This window comes from uncultured Odoribacter sp. (assembly GCF_937966165.1).
Lineage (GTDB): Bacteria > Bacteroidota > Bacteroidia > Bacteroidales > Marinifilaceae > Culturomica.
Window position 1 is genome coordinate 13,020 of record NZ_CALCLB010000026.1, and the last position, 18,499, is coordinate 31,518.

At 42.2% G+C, this 18,499-nt stretch carries 17 protein-coding genes; 13 read left to right on the forward strand and 4 right to left on the reverse strand.

From position 1 onward, the window contains the following. The first annotated feature begins 163 nt into the window (after positions 1 to 163). Positions 164 to 2,350 carry a glutamine synthetase III gene (locus Q0465_RS10695; RefSeq protein ID WP_298616026.1) on the forward strand — a complete coding sequence of 729 codons (2,187 nt, stop codon included), beginning with the start codon at positions 164 to 166 and terminating at the stop codon, positions 2,348 to 2,350. A 51-nt stretch (positions 2,351 to 2,401) separates the two neighbouring features. Here the strand turns inward: Q0465_RS10695 and Q0465_RS10700 are convergent, their stop codons facing one another. The 3 genes from Q0465_RS10700 to Q0465_RS10710 are packed head-to-tail and all read right to left on the reverse strand — an operon-like array spanning position 2,402 to position 5,455. Continuing rightward, the gene (locus Q0465_RS10700; RefSeq protein WP_298616027.1) at positions 2,402 to 3,283 is read right to left on the reverse strand and encodes a class I SAM-dependent methyltransferase; all 882 of its coding nucleotides are present in this window, start codon (positions 3,281 to 3,283) and stop codon (positions 2,402 to 2,404) included. Positions 3,284 to 3,308: 25 nt separating this feature from the next. Continuing rightward, positions 3,309 to 4,817 carry a GH3 auxin-responsive promoter family protein gene (locus Q0465_RS10705; RefSeq protein WP_298616029.1) on the reverse strand — a complete coding sequence of 503 codons (1,509 nt, stop codon included), beginning with the start codon at positions 4,815 to 4,817 and terminating at the stop codon, positions 3,309 to 3,311. A gap of 32 nt (positions 4,818 to 4,849) precedes the next feature. Next, a complete protein-coding gene (locus Q0465_RS10710) occupies positions 4,850 to 5,455 on the reverse strand; it encodes a ribonuclease HII (protein ID WP_298616032.1) in 606 nt (201 codons plus the stop codon). A 78-nt stretch (positions 5,456 to 5,533) separates the two neighbouring features. On the opposite strand from Q0465_RS10710, the gene Q0465_RS10715 reads away from it, so the two are divergent. Both Q0465_RS10715 and Q0465_RS10720 read left to right on the forward strand, forming a co-directional pair. Beyond that, on the forward strand, positions 5,534 to 6,001 hold the full coding sequence (locus Q0465_RS10715) for a DUF4268 domain-containing protein (protein ID WP_298616034.1): 468 nt from the start codon (positions 5,534 to 5,536) through the stop codon (positions 5,999 to 6,001). Between the two features lie 7 nt (positions 6,002 to 6,008). After that, positions 6,009 to 6,944 (forward strand): DMT family transporter, encoded by a 936-nt coding sequence (locus Q0465_RS10720; RefSeq protein ID WP_298616037.1) that lies wholly within the window; start codon positions 6,009 to 6,011, stop codon positions 6,942 to 6,944. Positions 6,945 to 6,958: 14 nt separating this feature from the next. Here the strand turns inward: Q0465_RS10720 and Q0465_RS10725 are convergent, their stop codons facing one another. After that, a complete protein-coding gene (locus Q0465_RS10725) occupies positions 6,959 to 7,831 on the reverse strand; it encodes a DUF3078 domain-containing protein (protein WP_298616039.1) in 873 nt (290 codons plus the stop codon). 364 nt (positions 7,832 to 8,195) lie between these two features. Here Q0465_RS10725 and Q0465_RS10730 point away from each other — a divergent pair, with 364 nt between their 5' ends. From Q0465_RS10730 to Q0465_RS10775, 10 genes are all read left to right on the forward strand, one after another. Then, positions 8,196 to 8,843: a CoA transferase subunit A gene (locus tag Q0465_RS10730; protein WP_298616042.1), complete on the forward strand. Its 648-nt coding sequence runs from the start codon at positions 8,196 to 8,198 to the stop codon at positions 8,841 to 8,843. A gap of 29 nt (positions 8,844 to 8,872) precedes the next feature. Further along, positions 8,873 to 9,259 (forward strand): hotdog domain-containing protein, encoded by a 387-nt coding sequence (locus Q0465_RS10735; protein WP_009137201.1) that lies wholly within the window; start codon positions 8,873 to 8,875, stop codon positions 9,257 to 9,259. Between the two features lie 26 nt (positions 9,260 to 9,285). Next, on the forward strand, positions 9,286 to 10,104 hold the full coding sequence (locus Q0465_RS10740) for a 3-keto-5-aminohexanoate cleavage protein (RefSeq protein ID WP_298616046.1): 819 nt from the start codon (positions 9,286 to 9,288) through the stop codon (positions 10,102 to 10,104). 54 nt (positions 10,105 to 10,158) lie between these two features. Continuing rightward, positions 10,159 to 11,199, forward strand: coding sequence for a zinc-binding dehydrogenase (locus Q0465_RS10745; protein WP_298616048.1), 1,041 nt, complete (start codon positions 10,159 to 10,161; stop codon positions 11,197 to 11,199). Positions 11,200 to 11,466: 267 nt separating this feature from the next. Further along, complete coding sequence (ablA, locus tag Q0465_RS10750; RefSeq protein ID WP_298616049.1) at positions 11,467 to 12,717, forward strand: lysine 2,3-aminomutase; 1,251 nt, start codon at positions 11,467 to 11,469, stop codon at positions 12,715 to 12,717. Between the two features lie 137 nt (positions 12,718 to 12,854). Continuing rightward, the gene (locus Q0465_RS10755) at positions 12,855 to 13,841 is read left to right on the forward strand and encodes a hypothetical protein (protein WP_298616050.1); all 987 of its coding nucleotides are present in this window, start codon (positions 12,855 to 12,857) and stop codon (positions 13,839 to 13,841) included. A gap of 7 nt (positions 13,842 to 13,848) precedes the next feature. Beyond that, complete coding sequence (locus Q0465_RS10760) at positions 13,849 to 15,249, forward strand: DNA mismatch repair protein MutS (RefSeq protein WP_298616070.1); 1,401 nt, start codon at positions 13,849 to 13,851, stop codon at positions 15,247 to 15,249. Positions 15,250 to 15,350: 101 nt separating this feature from the next. Beyond that, a complete protein-coding gene (locus Q0465_RS10765; protein ID WP_298616072.1) occupies positions 15,351 to 16,901 on the forward strand; it encodes a lysine 5,6-aminomutase subunit alpha in 1,551 nt (516 codons plus the stop codon). Positions 16,902 to 16,957: 56 nt separating this feature from the next. After that, positions 16,958 to 17,743 carry an OAM dimerization domain-containing protein gene (locus tag Q0465_RS10770; protein WP_298616074.1) on the forward strand — a complete coding sequence of 262 codons (786 nt, stop codon included), beginning with the start codon at positions 16,958 to 16,960 and terminating at the stop codon, positions 17,741 to 17,743. Between the two features lie 68 nt (positions 17,744 to 17,811). Further along, positions 17,812 to 18,471 carry a 3-oxoacid CoA-transferase subunit B gene (locus Q0465_RS10775; RefSeq protein WP_298616077.1) on the forward strand — a complete coding sequence of 220 codons (660 nt, stop codon included), beginning with the start codon at positions 17,812 to 17,814 and terminating at the stop codon, positions 18,469 to 18,471. The last annotated feature ends 28 nt before the right edge of the window (positions 18,472 to 18,499 follow it).

Below are 18,499 nucleotides of genomic sequence, written 5' to 3' on the forward strand. Positions count from 1 at the left end.
CAAATGTGTCCGGCAGAGGTTCCTGATCAGAGTGTTCTAATATTTAGATTTCGCTTTTTTGAGAATTTTTCTATTAAAAAAGAGGGGGTGTGTCGGTAAAATAATAATATTTTATACTTTTGTCCCCTGTATAAAGGTGGGTATGTATTGAAAAATAATATTTATGGCAAAAATCAGATTTTCAGCTTTAGAGCAAATAGCCGGAAGAGTGATAGCCGGAAGAGAAAAAAAACAGAGGGTGTCCGAAATCTATGGTGCGGATGTATTTACTTTGGAAAAAATGAGGCATTATCTCTCTGTGGAAGCGTTCAAGAAATTGGAAAAGGTAATGTTTCAAGGCGGGACAATCGACCGTACCTTGGCGGATCAGGTGGCTGCTGCAATGAAAACCTGGGCCGTAGAGAAAGGAGCAACTCATTATACACACTGGTTTCACCCTTTAAACGGAGCTACAGCTGAGAAACACGATAGTTTCATAGATGTTTTGAAAGATGGAAATATTATTGAGTCCTTCGACGGAAAACTATTGGTTCAGCAAGAGCCGGACGCTTCCAGTTTTCCAAACGGAGGAATACGAAATACTTTTGAAGCGAGGGGATATACGGCCTGGGACCCGGGATCTCCGGCTTTTATTAATAATAATACCCTTTGTATACCGACGGTGTTTGTTGCTTATACGGGAGAGGCGTTGGATTATAAGACCCCGATGCTGAAAGCGCTGGCTTTAATCGACCGGGCTGCTGTGGATATTTGCCAGTATTTTGATAAGGACGTGCGTAAAGTAACGGCTACTTTGGGATGGGAACAGGAATATTTTTTGATCGATGAGGCTTTGTTCAATGCCCGTCCGGATTTAAAGTTGTGTGGAAGAACTTTAATGGGTCATTCTGCGGCCAAAGATCAGCAATTGGAGGATCATTATTTCGGATCTATTCCGGAACGGGTAAATGCTTTTATGGATGAATTGGAGACGGAATGTTATCGTTTAGGGATTCCGGCAAAAACCCGTCACAATGAATGTGCCCCCAATCAGTTTGAGTTGGCTCCTATTTTTGAGGAGGCTAATTTGGCAGTGGATCATAATCAATTGTTGATGTCTACGATGAAGCGGGTAGCCCGGCACCATTATTTCAGGGTTTTGTTGCATGAAAAGCCTTTTAAGGGGATTAACGGTTCGGGAAAGCACAACAATTGGTCATTGCTTACGGATACTGGGGTAAATCTCTTGTCTCCTGGAAAAAATCCGAAATCCAATATGCAATTTTTGATTTTTCTGACGGCGACGACCCGGGCGGTATTGGAACACGAAGCTTTGTTTAAGGCCTGTATCGTTTCTTTGGGCAATGAACACCGTTTAGGTGGAGATGAGGCGCCTCCTGTTATTATGTCGGTTTTCCTGGGCCGGCAATTAGCTGCTATTCTGGATGAAATTGAGCAGAAAGTAAGCAATAAAAAAATGAGTCCGGATGAAAAGACGGAATTGAAATTGAATGTGGGTAAAATTCCGGAAATTATGCGGGACAATACGGACCGTAACCGGACTTCTCCTTTTGCTTTTACCGGGAATCGTTTTGAGTTCCGGGCAGTAGGTGCTTCTGCCAATTGTGGTGCGGCAATGATCGTCCTGAATGCTGCTGTTGCCCAGCAATTAAGTGCATTTAAAAAAGAAACGGACGGATTGATCGACAAAGGAGTGAAAAAAGACGAAGCTATATTTCAGGTCCTGAGAAAATACATTATTGCCTGTAAAAAAATCCGGTTTGAGGGAAACGGATACAGTAAAGAATGGCAAGAAGAGGCAAAGAAAAGAGGCTTGTCTGTCGAGAATGACTGTATAACAGCCTTAAAGGCGTATTTGGCTCCGAAGGCGAAGGAATTATTTGTAGAGAACGGGATTTTTTCCGTTCGGGAACTGGAAGCCCGCTTTGAGATCAAAAACGAGACATATTTAAAAAAATTGCAGATTGAGTCCCGGGTGTTGGGGGATCTGGCATTGAATCATATTATTCCTACAGCGATTACTTATCAGAATACATTGATTGAGAATGTAAAAGGATTAAAGGAAATTTTACCGGACGTATATGCTGAAGTGGGAAATGTACAATTAGAATCCATCAAAGAGATTTCCCGTCACATTAAGGAAATCAAAACGATGGTGAATGAAATGACAGAAGCGCGTAAGATAGCCAATAACAGTTACTCCAGTGAAGTCGAAAGGGCAGAGGCCTATTCCCTTACCGTACGGCCTTATTTGGAGAAAATCCGTTACCATATCGATAAGTTGGAATTGCTTGTAGACGACGAAATCTGGCCATTGCCGAAATATAGGGAATTGCTGTTTTCAAAGTAAAGAACAGAAGACCGGGAAACGATCCGGATTCGGATCGTTCCTTTGGTTTTGTTATCTCCAAAAGCGGTAATAAACCCCTAGGGGAAGGGCCTTGCCAAAAGAATCATTAAAATATAATTCTCCGAATTGTTCTCCCTGCCCTATGCCGGTAAGTTGTTGTACGGCAGTACGGGCTAAAAGAGCAGATAAACCCATAGAATAAAGGTTTAAGACCAGGAAACTTTGTTCCGGAGTTAATAGCTGTTTACAGAGCGACAACAGTTCATTGATGTTTTCTTCCAGAATCCATTTTTCGCCTTCGGGGCCTCGCCCATAAGCCGGCGGGTCCAGTATAATCCCATTGTATTTTTTCCCACGTTTTACTTCCCTGCGGGCGAATTTAAGGGCATCGTCTACGATCCACCGGACATCGCTGAGTCCGGAGGCTTCCATGTTTTCACGGGACCAGCTGACGACGGGTTTAACGGAATCGACGTGGGTTACTTCAGCGCCTGCACTTCGGGCTGCCAGAGTAGCCCCTCCCGTATATGCAAAGAGATTGAGTACTTTTGTCCCACTCGGCATATGCTGAATTTGAGAATAAATAAAATTCCAGTTTTCAGCTTGTTCCGGAAACAAGCCTACGTGTTTAAAAGACGTCAGGCCAAGGCGCATACGCAGTTTCATATTCTGGTATTGATAGGTGACAAACCATTGCTGAGGCATACGGGGTTTACATATCCATTCCCCTCTTTCTTCGCTGCGTGTGTCTTTTCGGAAATAAGCATCAGCACGTTTTACCCATTCCGCTTCAGAAAGCGATTTATTCCACAGGGCCTGAGGTTCAGGGCGGGCAATGAAATAAGAGCCGAAACGTTCTAATTTTTCAAAGTTACCACTATCGATCAGCTCATAATCTTTCCACGAGACCGGACTTATTAATTTTATATTCATAGGAATTGAAAAATTAGATAACAAATTATTTTGTATTCATTTCGAGTAATTGGTCAATATGTGTCCGGTCGTTCCATAAACGGGGCACTTTATGCTGGCCTCCCAATTTACCTTTTTCTTTTAGCCAGTCGGTGAAAAGATTAGGCCGGGCCTGGTGTATTTTTAGTCTTTCAAGGGATAAGAGGCGTTTCGCCTCATAGTCAGAATTTAATTTTTGTAATTCTCTGTCCAGAATTCCGGCAAAAATTTCGAGATCAGCGGGAGGAGTTTTGAATTCAATTAGCCATTCGTGTGCACCTTTCTGGCCTTCCTGCATAAAAATAGGGGCCGCTGTATATTCAAATATGCTGCTGTGAGTCTCCTCGCAGGCAATGCGTAATGCTTCGGTGGCATTGTCGATAATCAGTTCTTCTCCAAAAGCGTTTATAAATAATTTTGTACGTCCGGTGATTTTGAATTTATAAGGGTTCAGGGAAGTAAACAGGATAGTATCTCCGATCATATAACGCCAGAGTCCGCAGTTTGTAGAAATGATCAGTGCATAGTTTATACCTGTTTCTACTTCCGGTAATAAAAGCGTATGGGGGTTGGTTTTTCCCATTTCACTCACCGGCATAAATTCGTAATAAACTCCATAATCCAGCATTAATAACAGGGAAGTATCGTTGGGGTCGTCTTGTATTCCGAAAAAGCCTTCCGAAGCATTATACGTTTCCATGTATTTCATCTTCGGGTCAGGCAAAAGCTCCTGGTATTGCTGACGGTAGGGAATAAAACTGATCCCTCCGTGAATGAATAATTCGAGGTTCGGCCATATTTCGTGAAGGTTATTTTTTCCGGTTTTCTCCAGTATTTTATGAATCAGGGTTAAAAACCAGGAGGGTACCCCGGCCAGGCAACGTACATCTTCTTTGATGGTGGTTTCACAAATCTTTTCCAGTTTTTCCTCCCAATTGCTCATGAGCATAATAGAAGAATCGGGGGTTTTCATGAAATTTGCCCAAAAGGGAGTATTCGATATAAGAATAGCAGAGAGGTCGCCGTACTGACAATTGGTATTTGTCTTATTGACTTCACTGCTTCCTCCCAAAGCAAGTGTTTTGCCACTGAATACCTGGGCTTCCGGATAAAGGCGGTTGAAAATGGAAATGACATCTTTACCTCCCCGGAAGTGACAATTTTCCAGAGAAGAGGGGGAAACCGGAATAAATTTGCTTTTTGCGTCTGTAGTGCCCGATGATTTGGCAAACCATTTAACGTCTTCCGGCCATAAAATATTTTGTTTACCATTCATCATCTGAACGATAAATTCTTTGATATCTTCATAGTGAACGAGCGGGAGTCTTTCCCGATATTGTTCTGCTGTCGTGATGGAGTGGAAATGGTATTGTTGCCCGAATTGGGTATCCTGTGCTGTGCGTAATAATTCTTTTAGGGTATTCCTTTGAATTTCGATAGGATTCGCTTTGAAATTATCGATCTGTCCCAAACGTTTTTGGGTGAAAATACTAATGATTGAATTTATAAAAGCCATATTAAAATAGAAAATTGAAAAGGGGAATTGATTTATTCCTCAAAATTTAATTTTAACTGAGCGTCTGCTAAGTTAAAACTTTTTCGGTGAAAATCGGTTATTCCGCATTGTTTAATTTTGTCGCGGTGTTCCTGTGTCGGGTAACCTTTATTTTGTTTCCAGTTATATACCGGGAAGAGCTTATCCAATTTTTCCATGTATTCATCCCGGTGGGTTTTGGCTAATACGGAAGCTGCTGCAATTGACATATATTGTGCATCCCCTTTGACGATACAGAGATGGGGAATATCTTTATAGGCCTTAAAACGGTTGCCGTCGACGATAATATGTTGCGGAAGGAGACGGAGTTTGTCCAGTGCTTTATGCATAGCCAAAATCGAAGCATTCAGAATATTGATCTGATCGATTTCCTGATTATCTATACTGGCTACAGCCCAGGCTACAGCTTGCTGTTCGATGACCGGTCGCAATTGATCCCGTTGTTTCCGGGTGAGTTGTTTGGAATCGTTTAATAATGTGTTGTGAAAGTTGTCGGGTAAAATAACGGCGGCCGCAAATACCGGTCCTGCCAGGCAACCGCGTCCGGCTTCATCACAACCTGCCTCCCAGTTACATTCTTTGTATTTTAATTTTAACATCGCCATTTCCTTTTCTTTCTTTTTATACCTTTGCAAAGGTAATCTTTTTCAATTTTTATATTCAATAAACTGATTATTATGTTGGGTAAGGAAGAAGCTAAAGAAAGGCGTGTGGATTTTTGGAAGGGTTTAAAACGATATTGCGTGAAGCATAAGATTTACCGGAAATGGATATTGACGGGGGTGAAGATAAAATCTGTGCAACTAAAATTTTATGCGGATAACGGAAAAGCTTTGGTTTTATTTCAGATCGACCACAAAAATGACATACGTCGTTACGAAGTTTATGAGATTTTTTTAAGCTACCGGAAGTTGATTGCGGAAATGTGCGGACCGGATTTAAAATGGGAAGAAGATTACCGGGGAATTGAGGAGAATGTCGTCAGTGCTGTTTATTTTGAATTGGAAGGAGTGAGTATATACAATCGGGAAGATTGGGAGCGTATATATGCTTTCTTCACGGAAAAAATGATGCTTTTAGAAGAAGTTTACTGGGAGTTCCGGGATCTGATTAATGAGAGGCTGAAAGGAAAAATAACGAATTGAGTGTAAGATGGCTTATTGGGGAGAACTGATCTCATTAGGGGTAGCCTTTTCCTGGGCGGTTACGGCTCTTTGTTTTGAGTATGCCGGAAAGCGTGTAGGGGCTTTGGCTTTGAATCTATTGCGCTTGATATTGGCTTTTCTGATGCTCGGTATATTGTTGTATTGTTTTACGGGGCATTTCTGGCCTGTAGGGACAGACGGAAAAACGTGGTTGTGGCTGTCTGTGTCGGGACTTATCGGTTTTGTATTCGGAGATTTTTGTCTTTTTTATGCATATATTTTGATTGGCTCCCGTTTTGGACAGTTGCTGATGACCTTAGCCCCTCCTTCTGCCGCTTTATGCGGAGCTTTGGTCCTGCACGAGTCTTTGCATCCTTTGGCTGTTGCAGGTATGGCTATCACTTTATCCGGAATTGCAATATCCGTATTTAACCGGGGAGGGCAACACAAGGAAAAAATCCGGATCAAACTGCCTCTGAAGGGTTTACTGATGGGCATAGGCGGAGGAGTGGGGCAGGGAGTAGGTTTGGTTTTCAGCAAGCTGGGAATGGAATACTATGCCCGCAATGCTGTTTCCCAGGAAGAAGAGGTCGTTCGTATGATTCCTTTTGCAGCTTCGCAGATACGGATCATTACTGGCATTATTGGTTTTCTACTTATCCTTGGGCTAAGCAGGCGTTTGGGTATGTTACTCCCGGCAGTGAAAGACGGCCGTGCAATGAAGGCTATTTTCTGGGGGACGGTATTCGGGCCTTTTCTGGGTGTTTCTTTTTCTTTAATGGCTGTTCAATATACCGAAAGTGGAATTGCTTCCACTTTAATGGCTTTGACTCCGGTTATTATTTTGCTGCCGGCTACCTTTTGTTTGAAACAGAAAGTGACCGGGACCGAAGTCATTGGCGCCATTGTCAGTGTGGGAGGTGTTTCGCTTTTTTTCTTTTGAAAAATAAATTGTTGTTAAAAATTAAATTGTAATCCTACTCCTAAGATTTCTTTGAACTGTACGCGGGGACCGGCTGTCCCGTCTTTTTGTACAATTTTTACATCGTTGTCGTATATCAGGTTCGTGGTTAAATTAGTGGAAAACCAATTGTTGATTTTCATATTGAGGAGAACATCCCAGCGGATGTCGATATTTTGCGGTTGTTCCAGATAATTGGAGTAAAATTCCACACGGGAATAAACCGTCATATTTTTCAGGAATTCATATTTGACTTCGGCTTTCAGATTTGCGCCGAATTCTGAAAATAAATGCTTCCCTTTTTTAACCCCAAAGTCCCCTGCATCCGAAAGACGTTTATTGGTAACAAATGTACCTCTCCAGGCTACCGGGGTAAATGTTAAGGTGAAATAGGCCTTTGGCGTCCAGGTGACACCGGCGCCGATAATCAGATATCCGGGGGCCATAAATTTAGAAATGAAAATGTCCCGGGAAACGTCGTAATTATATCCTTTGGCGAATTGCGTCTGGAAAGTGAGTAATCCGCTCAGGTAGAAATTCTTTTTCAACTGATAGCCATAAGTGGAGGAGAGGTAAATTTTGTCGTTTGTTTTACGGGTGCCGTTCCCGTCTGTTTTGTTCAGACCGTATGCCAATTCCAGACGGTTGTGCAGCAGATGATGCTCTTTTTTGAAATCGGCTGTGTATGTGAGCAATGCGTCCAGCCCCAAAGCGGATTCTCCTCCTGCCGACCAGCTGCTTAAACTGGCTTGAGATAAATTGAAAGCTGTCAGTCCTTTTCTTTCCCAATAGGGATTTTGTCCCGGTTGGGAAAATCCCGTTTTTATTCCTAACAAAGCGAATAATAAAATGAAAATAAATTGTTTCATATTCTTTAATTTTATTTTCATTTGGTACGATAGGACGGATAAAATGTTGAATAGGATACATTAATTATTATTTTTAATGATTTTTAAAAGGAATGTAAATACACAATACCGCCAAAGGAAGACAAACCCGTAATAAGAGAAATTAATTTAAGTTGTCCGGAGAGTTTAAATGTATAAACGGGGAGGAGAAGAGTTATGGGGAATTATGCAGGTCTGTTTTTAATTTTTTACCGTTTAAATTGGAATGATTTTAAATAACAAAAAAATGTTCAGAATAATTCATATTTAATATTACAATTTGTAAATTTGACAAAAATCTTTTAATCTGTGTAATATTTAACAACAAACCTTATATAAAATAGCCATGAACAAATTTATATCAATCGAAGAGGCTGTGGCACAAGTAAAAGAGGGAATGACGGTGATGGTAGGAGGTTTTTTAGCTAACGGAACTCCTAACGCAATCGTTGACGCTCTGGCCCAAAGCGGGGTGAAAAATTTGACGCTTATTTGTAATGACACTGCTTATCCGGATCGGGGGGTAGGTCAATTGATTGCCAATAAGCAAGTAAAAAAATTAATTGTTTCTCATATTGGTACGAACCCTTGTACCAGTGAACAGATGAATAGCGGTGAATTGGAGATTGAGTTTGTGCCTCAGGGAACTTTGGCAGAACGTATTCGTTCGGGAGGCGCTGGCTTAGGTGGTTTTTTGACTACTACAGGGATGGGGACAATTGTAGCGGAAGGAAAACCGGTTATTTCTGTAGATGGAAAAGACTATTTATTGGAGAAACCTTTGCGGGCAGATGTGGCCTTGATTGGGGCCAGCCTGGGGGACAAAAGTGGAAATCTGATTTATAGGGGAACTTCCCAGAATTTCAATCCATTAATGGCTAGTGCAGCGGATTTGGTAATAGCTGAAATTGCCGAACTGGTGGAAGTAGGGGAGTTGGCGCCGGAAACAGTGAAGACTCCGGCTATATTTGTAGATTATATTGTGAAAAAGTAAAAAGGGTCGAATCGTTTAAAAAGAGTAATATGGAGAAGTCGATGATCAGATTGAGAATGAGTGCTCACGATGCTCATTACGGGGGCAATTTAGTGGATGGCGCCAGAATGTTGCAGTTGTTTGGGGATGTGGCGACAGAATTGCTTATCCAGCATGATGGAGATGAGGGATTGTTTGCGGGATATGACAATATCGAATTTTTGGCACCTGTATTTGCGGGGGATTATATAGAAGCCACGGGAGAAATTGTGAAAGTGGGAAATTCTTCCCGGAAAATGGTATTCGAAGCGAAAAAGGTAATTCGTCCCCGGACGGATATTTCGGAATCGGCGGCTGATTTTCTGGAAGAGCCGATCGTGGTATGCCGGGCTAGTGGAACCTGTGTTGTTCCGAAAAAATGTCAGCGGAAAGGATAAATTTTTGAATCTTAGAAACTTGTGTTATGGAAAAATTAATTATAACAGCTGCGATTTGCGGTGCGGAAGTATTAAAGGAGCACAACCCGGCAGTGCCTTATACGGTGGAAGAATGTGTGAGAGAAGCTCGGTCTGCCTATGAGGCAGGAGCCAGTATTATTCATTTGCATGTAAGGTATGATGATGGAACACCTACTCAGGATAAAGCCCGTTTTAAGGTAATAATTGATGCTATTAAGGCGGCTTGTCCGGATGTTATTATTCAGCCGTCTACAGGCGGAGCTGTCGGAATGACAGATGATGAGCGTTTACAGCCTACTGAATTGCATCCGGAAATGGCTACCTTGGATTGCGGAACTTTGAATTTCGGTGGGGATGAGGTGTTTACGAATACGGAGAATACGATAAAGTATTTCGGACAACGGATGATAGAGTTGGGGATTAAACCCGAGTTGGAAGTATTTGACAAAAGCATGATTGATATGGCTTTGAGAATGCATAAAAAAGGGTTTATCAAAGCTCCGATGCATTTTGACTTTGTTATGGGAGTCAACGGAGGGATTAGCGGAGAGATGCGGGACTTTGTCTTTTTACGTCATAGCCTGCCTGCTGATGCTACCTATACGGTAGCCGGAATCGGCCGTTATGAATTTCCTTTGGCTGCCTGTGCCATTGTAGACGGAGGGCATGTACGGGTCGGATTTGAAGATAATGTATACCTTTCTAAAGGTGTATTGGCAAAATCCAATGGCGAATTAGTGGAAAAAGTTGTTCGTTTGGCAAAAGAATTAGGACGTGAGATTGCAAGTCCGGAAGATGCAAGGAGGATTTTAGGATTGAAATGAAAAAAAGTATGGGACTGACCCTATAAAAGTAAAACTAAATAAAATTATAATAATATGAAAAAAGGAAATAAATACGGTACACACAGAGTGATTGAACCCAAAGGCGTATTACCTCAGCCGGCCAATAAGTTGGACAACAACATGGATGAAATATACGACAATGAGATTTTAATTGACGTGCAGACTTTGAATATCGACTCAGCTAGTTTTACTCAGATTCATGAGCAAGCTAAAGGAGATAAGTCGAAAATTGCCGAGATTATGCTGGATATTGTTGCTAAGCAGGGAAAACATCGGAATCCTGTAACCGGTTCCGGTGGGATGTTGTTGGGAACAGTAGAGAAAATCGGAGATGCATTGGTTGGAAAAACCGATCTGAAAGTAGGGGATAAAATTGCAACTCTGGTGTCTCTTTCCTTGACTCCGTTAAGGATAGATAAAATCAAAGAAATCCGGGCAGATGTTGATCAGGTGGATATAGACGGGAAAGCAATTTTATTTGAAAGTGGTATATATGCAAAAATTCCGGCAGATCTTCCGGAAAAATTAGCTTTATCTGCTTTAGACGTTGCAGGTGCTCCAGCCCAGACAGCTAAATTGGTGAAACCGGGAGATACCGTATTGATTATTGGTGCTGGCGGTAAGTCGGGTATGTTGTGTTGTTATGAGGCTAAAAAACGGGCTGGCGTGACAGGTAAAGTAATTGGTTTGTGCCACAGTCAGAAGAGTACGGAGAGATTACAAAAGCTTGGTTTTTGCGATTATGTTTTCTCGGCAGATGCTACCCAACCTGTTGCTGTCATGGAAAAAATTGCGGAATTGACAAATGGGGAAATGTGCGATATTACCATTAATAATGTAAATATTCCGGATACAGAGATGACCAGTATTTTGTGTACGAAAGATACGGGTTTGGTATATTTCTTCTCTATGGCAACCAGTTTCACCAAGGCCGCTTTAGGTGCTGAAGGAGTAGGCAGTGATGTTACGATGTTGATTGGAAACGGCTACACCCGTGGACATGCAGAGATCACTTTACAGGAATTGCGCGAAAGTGAAGAACTGCGTAAAATATTTACGGAGTTGTACGCTTAATAGGAGAATGGAGAAGTCTAAAGGGCCAGAACGGATGTCTGTAAAAGATCCTTACGAATGATTTGTAGCCTTTCGTGCCGGATTAATGTATACTTGACGGCTCGTTGATTAATGGATTTTCAGTTCTGACTGTATCTTTCAGTCAGCTGTTCGTCAACGAGGCGTTAAACAATCTCCCAGGGGGAAATGTTGATCCCCTGTTTTAAGGAGGAAGCTTTTCAGATAGCTGTTTGGGTCATTTGGGCTTTTTAACTAAAACAAAATTTTATGGTAAGCAGACGAAAAGAGTTTTTTCCTGAAGTAACTGATGAGCAATGGAACGATTGGCATTGGCAGGTAAAAAACCGTATTGAAACGCTGGAACAGTTAAAGAAGTATATATGCCTGACAAAAGAAGAGGAAGAAGGGGTAAGGGAATCATTAAAAACCCTGAGAATGGCAATTACTCCTTATTATCTGAGTTTGATCGATCCTGAGAATCCGCATTGTCCCATTCGGAAACAGTCGGTCCCTACAAAAGAAGAATTGCATAAATCTCCGGCAGATTTGGTAGATCCTTTACATGAGGACGGGGATTCTCCTGTACCGGGTTTGACACACCGTTATCCGGACCGGGTATTGTTTTTAATAACCGATCAATGTGCCATGTATTGCAGGCATTGTACCCGTCGCCGTTTTGCCGGGCAGCATGATTGCAGTGCTCCTTCAGAACGAATTGATAAGGGAATTGAATATATCGCCTCTCATCCGGAAGTGAGGGATGTCTTATTGTCCGGCGGAGATGCACTGCTGGTGAGCGATGAAAAACTGGAAGATATTATTCGCCGGTTAAGGGCGATTCCGCATGTTGAGATCATCCGTATCGGAAGCCGGACTCCTGTTGTATTGCCCCAGCGCATTACAGAAGGGCTGGTGAATATGCTGAAAAAATATCATCCGATTTGGTTGAACACTCACTTTAATCATCCGAATGAAATCACGCCGGAGTCTTCGGCAGCTTGTGCCCGCTTGGCCGATGCCGGAATTCCTTTAGGAAATCAGTCTGTTTTGTTGAGGGGAGTTAATGATTGTACTCATGTGATGAAGAAACTGGTACAGCAGTTGGTACGGATACGGGTAAGGCCTTATTATATCTATATCTGTGATTTGTCTATGGGTATCGGGCATTTTCGTACCCCGGTTTCTAAAGGAATTGAAATTATAGAAAATTTGCGGGGGCATACGTCCGGATATGCTGTTCCTACTTTTGTAGTAGATGCTCCGGGAGGAGGCGGAAAAATTCCGGTTATGCCGACTTATATGATTTCTCAAAGTCCGAACCGCGTTGTACTGCGTAATTTTGAAGGAGTCGTGACCACTTATACGGAACCTTCGGATTATAAAGATGAATGTTACTGTGAAGAATGTGAGAAAGCGCGAAAGACCGAAGGAGTAGCTGAATTGTTAAACGGCCGGAAATTATCGATAGAACCCAATGACCTGGATCGTAAAAACCGGAATTTATTGGCTAAAAGATAAAATGTTAAAAGAGCTTCAAAGTTGTTTTGTCAGAAACAGCTTTGAACTCTGTGCCGGGATTTGTCCTGCATCTGCCCTTTATTTGTATTTTAGTAACGTTTTATTTTAGAACGGTTTTGTTTTTTATAGAAGAGATATTGAAGTGTAAAAGTTTGTCTATCGTAGGTCTGGAAAAGAATACGGGGAAGACGGAATGCCTGAATTACATTTTAAGACAAATAAAAGATTCGGGAAAGACGATTGCACTCACTTCTATCGGTACAGATGGGGAAAGCCGGGATCAGGTATGTCAGACGCCTAAACCGGAAATAGAGGTCTTTGAAGGAATGTTATTTGTAACTTCTGAACGGTATTACCGGGAGAAACGGTTTCTGGCTGAGATTCTGGATATCGGTGAACGGCAGACGGCTTTGGGACGTTTGGTGACGGCCAAGGCTTTATGGTCGGGCAAGGTTTTGTTGTCAGGGCCTCCGGATACAGCCGGAATGAAACAAATGATAGACCGTCTGGAAAAGAAAGGGGTGGATCTGACTCTTGTGGACGGAGCTTTATCCCGGTTGAGTCACGGTTCACCGGCCGTGTCCGAAGCGATCGTATTGGCTACGGGTGCGGCATTATCGGGAAATGTACGGGAATTGGTAAGGCGGACAAAATATGTGTATGATTTGATCTGTTTGGAAGAAGTCTGCCCTGAGTGGAATGATTTATTTCAGGGAATAAAAAAAGGAATTTGGGCCATAGACAGGACAGGGAAAATTCATGATTTACAACTTCCTTCAGTATTTATGCTGGAAAAATACGAGGGAGATATTTTCAGATATGGGCATACATTGTATGTTTCCGGAGCGGTAAGCGATAAGTTGCTTCAGTTTTTGCGTATGCAAAAGGAAGCGACGGAGCTGGTTGTACAGGATTTTACCAGGATTTTTGCCTTACCGGAGACTTTTTATGCTTTTTTGAAAAAAGGCGGGAAAATAAAGGTTTTAAAGCGGAGCCGTTTACTGGCTGTGTGTATGAATCCACAATCTCCTACGGGGTATTGTCTGTCTTCCGATCAGCTGAAAAAAGCTTTGGAAGAAAGTTTGAAAATTCCGGTGTACGATGTACGGCGGATGGGTAATTGAAAAATATATGTATCTGAAGGAAGCAATAGAAAAAGTCGCCGGATTGCGGTATGTGATAGATCGCCTGGAAATTCATTCCGGATTAGGAAAGAGTTTTCTTTTGGATATACCTTGGTTGGAAGATGCTCAGGAGATTACGCGGGAATTGGAACGGGTGGAAAAGATGGTTGAGGTTGTAAGCGATAGCCGGAACGGGGTTATGTTGGAGCGTTTGAAGGTAAAATTAGGGCAAGTAAAGGATATACGGGGAACTGTTAAACGGTTGGGAGAAGGTGTTGTCCTGGATGATCTGGAACTTTTTGAATTGAAAAACCTGGCTTTTTGCGTAGAAGATATACGGGAAATTATCAAGGATTGTCCGGTTGTGGCAATCCCTTGTTTAAATCAGTTGGCAGATTTGTTGGATCCGGGAAAAAACCGGATACCTCATTTCTATATTTATGACTGTTATTCTGAGCGGTTAGCAGCATTGAGAGCTGAAATTAAACGCAAGAAAAGGGAAGGAAGAGAAGAAAGTGAGATTGAAAATCTGTATTTTCAAAGTTTGGAAGAGGAGGATTTGGTACGCCTTGAGTTGACCCGACGGATCCGGATGTATGCGGAGGAAATTGCAGAGACGCTCCGGTCTGTTGCCTATTTAGATGTATTATTGGCAAAGGCATTGCAGGGAGTCGGTATGGGATTGAACAAGCCGGAAGTGAAACCGGGAAAAGAAGGAGATCGATTGAGTTTCCGGAAATTGTTTCATCCTCAGCTGAGGGATATTTTGTTGCAGGAAGGACGGAAATTCCAACCGGTTGACGTGGTCCTGGAAACGGGTGTAACATTACTTACCGGGGCGAATATGGCGGGGAAAAGCGTATTGTTAAAAAGTGTGGCTTTGGCCCAGAGTTTAGTGCAGTTCGGTTTTTATGTGCCGGCAGAGCAGGCAGAAATTGCTCCGGTAACCGATATATTGACATGTATGGGAGACGGACAGGATGAATTGAGCGGACTGTCTTCTTTTGCTGCAGAGATGTTATGCGTCAATGAGATATTGCTTCGGATAAAAAAGGGAGAAAAAGTATTGGTCCTGATTGACGAATTGGCACGAACCACTAATCCTTTAGAAGGTAGAGCTATTGTAAACGGCGTAATTGAATTTTTGGCAGATTATCAGATATGGGCGTTGGTGACGACCCATTACGGAGGAATTATTGCTCCTTGCCGGAAATTACGGGTAAAGGGTTTCCGGGAAGAAAAAATAAAAGGGAAGTTGACATTACAAAATATAACGGATTATATCGATTATTCATTGACTGAGGATCGGTCGGAAGAAGTGTCACAGGAAGCCATACGCATTGCTGAGATTATAGGAGTGAACCAGGAACTGACAGATAAGGCAAAAGAGTTTTTGAGTAGATCATAAGCTAGAATTATTGATGTAAAAATAGTATTTCAGAATGGATTTAAAAGCGGGGTGACCAATGAAGTATTCCCTTTTAAATCAATTAAATTGAAAAATTGAATATGCAGGAAAGTAAATTAGGACTTGATTTTGGGAGAGTAAAATACGCTAAACAGCTGGCGGAAAAAATTGCTGCCGGAGTACAGGATTTTGTGGAACAGTACACCACTGTTGCTGTGGAGAGGACGCTTTGCCGTCTTTTAGGTATTGACGGAGTTGACGAAAATACGGTTCCTCTGCCCAATGTATTGGTAAATGAGATTAAAGAAAAAGACTTATTAGGGCAGGGTATTTTATTTTTTCTGGGGAATGCGGTGTTGGAGTCCGGGGATAGCCCCCAACAGATTGCGGAAAAAGTAGCAAAAGGAGAATTGGATATTACCCGTTTGCCCGCCCATTCGCATGCGGAGATTGAGAAGGCGTTGGAACCTTATATCCGTCAGAGTATTGAGCGGATAAAGGAAAGGCGGCAGAAGCGGGAACACTATATAAAGACTTTGGGAGAAGGCCGTAAGCCTTATCTGTATGTTATTGTAGCCACAGGGAATATATATGAAGATGTGGTGCAGGCCCAGGCAGCTGCCCGTCAGGGGGCTGACATCATTGCCGTTATACGGACTACGGGACAGAGTTTACTGGATTATGTCCCTTATGGTGCTACTACGGAAGGTTTTGGAGGGACTTTTGCTACTCAGGAAAATTTCCGGATTATGCGGAAGGCTTTGGATGAAGTAGGGGAAGAAGTAGGTAAATACATCCGTCTGTGTAATTATTGTTCAGGTTTATGCATGCCGGAAATTGCTGCCATGGGGGCTTTGGAAGGATTGGATGTGATGCTCAATGATGCTTTGTACGGTATTCTTTTCCGGGATATAAATATGCAGCGTACCCTTATTGACCAGTATATGTCCCGGGTAATCAACGGATTTGCCGGAGTTATTATTAATACGGGCGAAGATAATTATTTGACGACAGCAGATGCTGTAGAACAGGCACATACTGTGCTGGCATCCGATTTGATCAACGAGCAACTGGCTTTGTTTGCTGGTTTACCGGAAGAGCAAATGGGGCTAGGGCATGCTTTTGAGATGGATCCGGAACTGGAAAACGGTTTCCTGTTTGAGTTGGCACAGGCGCAGATGATCCGGGAGATTTTCCCTCGGGCCACTTTAAAATACATGCCTCCTACGAAATTTATGACCGGGAACATTTTCCGGGGGCATATTCAGGATGCTTTATTCAATATGATTGGTATCTGGACGTCTCAGGGAATACAATTACTGGGAATGCCGACCGAGGCGATTCATACTCCCTTTATGTCCGATCGTTACCTTTCTATCGAAAATGCCAAATACATTTTCGGAAATATGAAAGATATAGGTGATGAAGTGGAATATAAAAAAGGAGGTATTATCCGGAGACGTGCTGCGGAAGTTTTGGAAAAAGCGATAACTTTATTGGAAGACATGGAAGCGGAAGGTTTGTTTACTGCTTTGGAAAAAGGAATTTTTGCTGATATAAAACGTCCGAAAAACGGAGGAAAAGGTTTGGATGGAGTAAAAGCGAAAGGAGCCAATTATTATAATCCTTTTATATCGCTAATGCGTCATTGAGGGACTTTTTTATAATGAATTAGTAAAATAAATTTCTATAGATAATTTTCTTTATTATGAGCGGAGGATTATACTCAACGGAAGTGAATGATTTTGATCAGACCCTGGATCTGAAAAAAATAAAACCTTACGGGGATACCATGAATGACGGTAAGACCCAAATCAGTTTTACTTTACCGGTTCCTGCCGGAGAGGAAGCAGTAGAAGCGGCTAAATTACTGATGAAAAAGATGGGTTTTGAAAACCCTTTGGTGGTATATCATAAAGAACTGACAAAAGGATTTACATTTTTCAACTGTTATGGCAGTTGTTCTCATACGGTGGATTATACCAATATTTATGTACCCAAAGTAGAATCTACCCGTTGGGGTATGACGGAAACCGACGAATTTATCCGGACTCACATCGGACGTAAGATCAAGGTATTGGGAGCCAGTACCGGAACAGATGCGCATACGGTGGGAATTGATGCCATCATGAATATGAAAGGATTTGCAGGGCATTATGGGTTGGAAAGATACGAAATGTTTGAGGCTGTCAATATGGGAAGTCAGGTTCCCAACGAAGAATTTATAGCTAAAGCTATAGAGTTGAAGGCTGATGCATTATTGGTGTCTCAAACGGTTACTCAGAAAGATATTCATATTAAAAACCTGACAGAATTGGTGGAAATGCTGGAAGCGGAAGGGTTGCGGGATAAAGTAATTCTTACTTGCGGAGGTCCGCGTATTTCCCATGAATTGGCCAAGGAACTGGGATACGATGCTGGCTTTGGGATGAATACCTATGCCGATGATGTCGCTTCGTTTGTGGCTCAGGAAATGGAAAGAAGGATGAAATAGAAAACGTTCAGAGGACTGTAAGGGAAGTTGGAGAATAAATAAAATAGCAACTTAAAAATATACAAGTTATGGAAAAAGATCAGATAAAACAAGTTATTGCCAAAAGAGTGGCAATGGAATTGAAAGACGGAGATGTGGTAAATCTGGGAATTGGAATTCCGACGTTAGTCCCTAATTATTTAAAAAAAGGTGTAGAGGTTGTTTTACAGACAGAGAATGGTATGTTGGGTATGGGGCCTGCGCCTGAAGAAGGTAAAGAAAATCCGGAATTGACCAATGCCGGAGGAGGTTATATTACTGCATTGGCAGGAGCTTCCAGTTTTGACAGTGCCACTTCTTTTGGTATAATCCGTGGAGGACATGTGGATGTCAGTATTCTGGGGGCTTTACAGGTAGATGAAAAAGGAGATTTGGCCAACTGGATGATTCCGGGCAAAAAGACTCCGGGAATGGGAGGTGCTATGGATTTGCTGGTAGGAGCGAAGAAAGTGATTTTAGCAATGGAGCATACGGCTAAAGGAAATCCGAAAATAATGCAAAAGTGTACCTTGCCTTTAACCGCTGCAGGACAAGTGGATATGATCGTTACGGAAATGGGCGTGATTGAAGTAACTCCCCGGGGATTGGTACTGAAGGAAATTCATCCTGAATTTACTGTTGAACAGGTAAAAGCAGCTACGGAAGCTACTTTGATTATTGCGGATGATTTAAAGCCGATGGCTGTATAAAAGGAGAAATAAGAAGATATCATTCTAT

Bases quoted from the DNA above. Each gene is read 5' to 3' on its own strand.
- Q0465_RS10775 (WP_298616077.1), top strand. From the start codon at position 17,812: ATGGAAAAAGATCAGATAAAACAAGTTATTGCCAAAAGAGTGGCAATG.
- Q0465_RS10710 (WP_298616032.1), bottom strand. From the start codon at position 5,455: ATGTTAAAATTAAAATACAAAGAATGTAACTGGGAGGCAGGTTGTGAT.
- Q0465_RS10745 (WP_298616048.1), top strand. From the start codon at position 10,159: ATGAAAAAAGGAAATAAATACGGTACACACAGAGTGATTGAACCCAAA.
- Q0465_RS10770 (WP_298616074.1), top strand. From the start codon at position 16,958: ATGAGCGGAGGATTATACTCAACGGAAGTGAATGATTTTGATCAGACC.
- Q0465_RS10705 (WP_298616029.1), bottom strand. From the start codon at position 4,817: ATGGCTTTTATAAATTCAATCATTAGTATTTTCACCCAAAAACGTTTG.
- ablA (WP_298616049.1), top strand. From the start codon at position 11,467: ATGGTAAGCAGACGAAAAGAGTTTTTTCCTGAAGTAACTGATGAGCAA.
- Q0465_RS10740 (WP_298616046.1), top strand. From the start codon at position 9,286: ATGGAAAAATTAATTATAACAGCTGCGATTTGCGGTGCGGAAGTATTA.
- Q0465_RS10695 (WP_298616026.1), top strand. From the start codon at position 164: ATGGCAAAAATCAGATTTTCAGCTTTAGAGCAAATAGCCGGAAGAGTG.
- Q0465_RS10765 (WP_298616072.1), top strand. From the start codon at position 15,351: ATGCAGGAAAGTAAATTAGGACTTGATTTTGGGAGAGTAAAATACGCT.
- Q0465_RS10720 (WP_298616037.1), top strand. From the start codon at position 6,009: ATGGCTTATTGGGGAGAACTGATCTCATTAGGGGTAGCCTTTTCCTGG.
- Q0465_RS10700 (WP_298616027.1), bottom strand. From the start codon at position 3,283: ATGAATATAAAATTAATAAGTCCGGTCTCGTGGAAAGATTATGAGCTG.
- Q0465_RS10715 (WP_298616034.1), top strand. From the start codon at position 5,534: ATGTTGGGTAAGGAAGAAGCTAAAGAAAGGCGTGTGGATTTTTGGAAG.
- Q0465_RS10760 (WP_298616070.1), top strand. From the start codon at position 13,849: ATGTATCTGAAGGAAGCAATAGAAAAAGTCGCCGGATTGCGGTATGTG.
- Q0465_RS10730 (WP_298616042.1), top strand. From the start codon at position 8,196: ATGAACAAATTTATATCAATCGAAGAGGCTGTGGCACAAGTAAAAGAG.
- Q0465_RS10735 (WP_009137201.1), top strand. From the start codon at position 8,873: ATGGAGAAGTCGATGATCAGATTGAGAATGAGTGCTCACGATGCTCAT.
- Q0465_RS10725 (WP_298616039.1), bottom strand. From the start codon at position 7,831: ATGAAACAATTTATTTTCATTTTATTATTCGCTTTGTTAGGAATAAAA.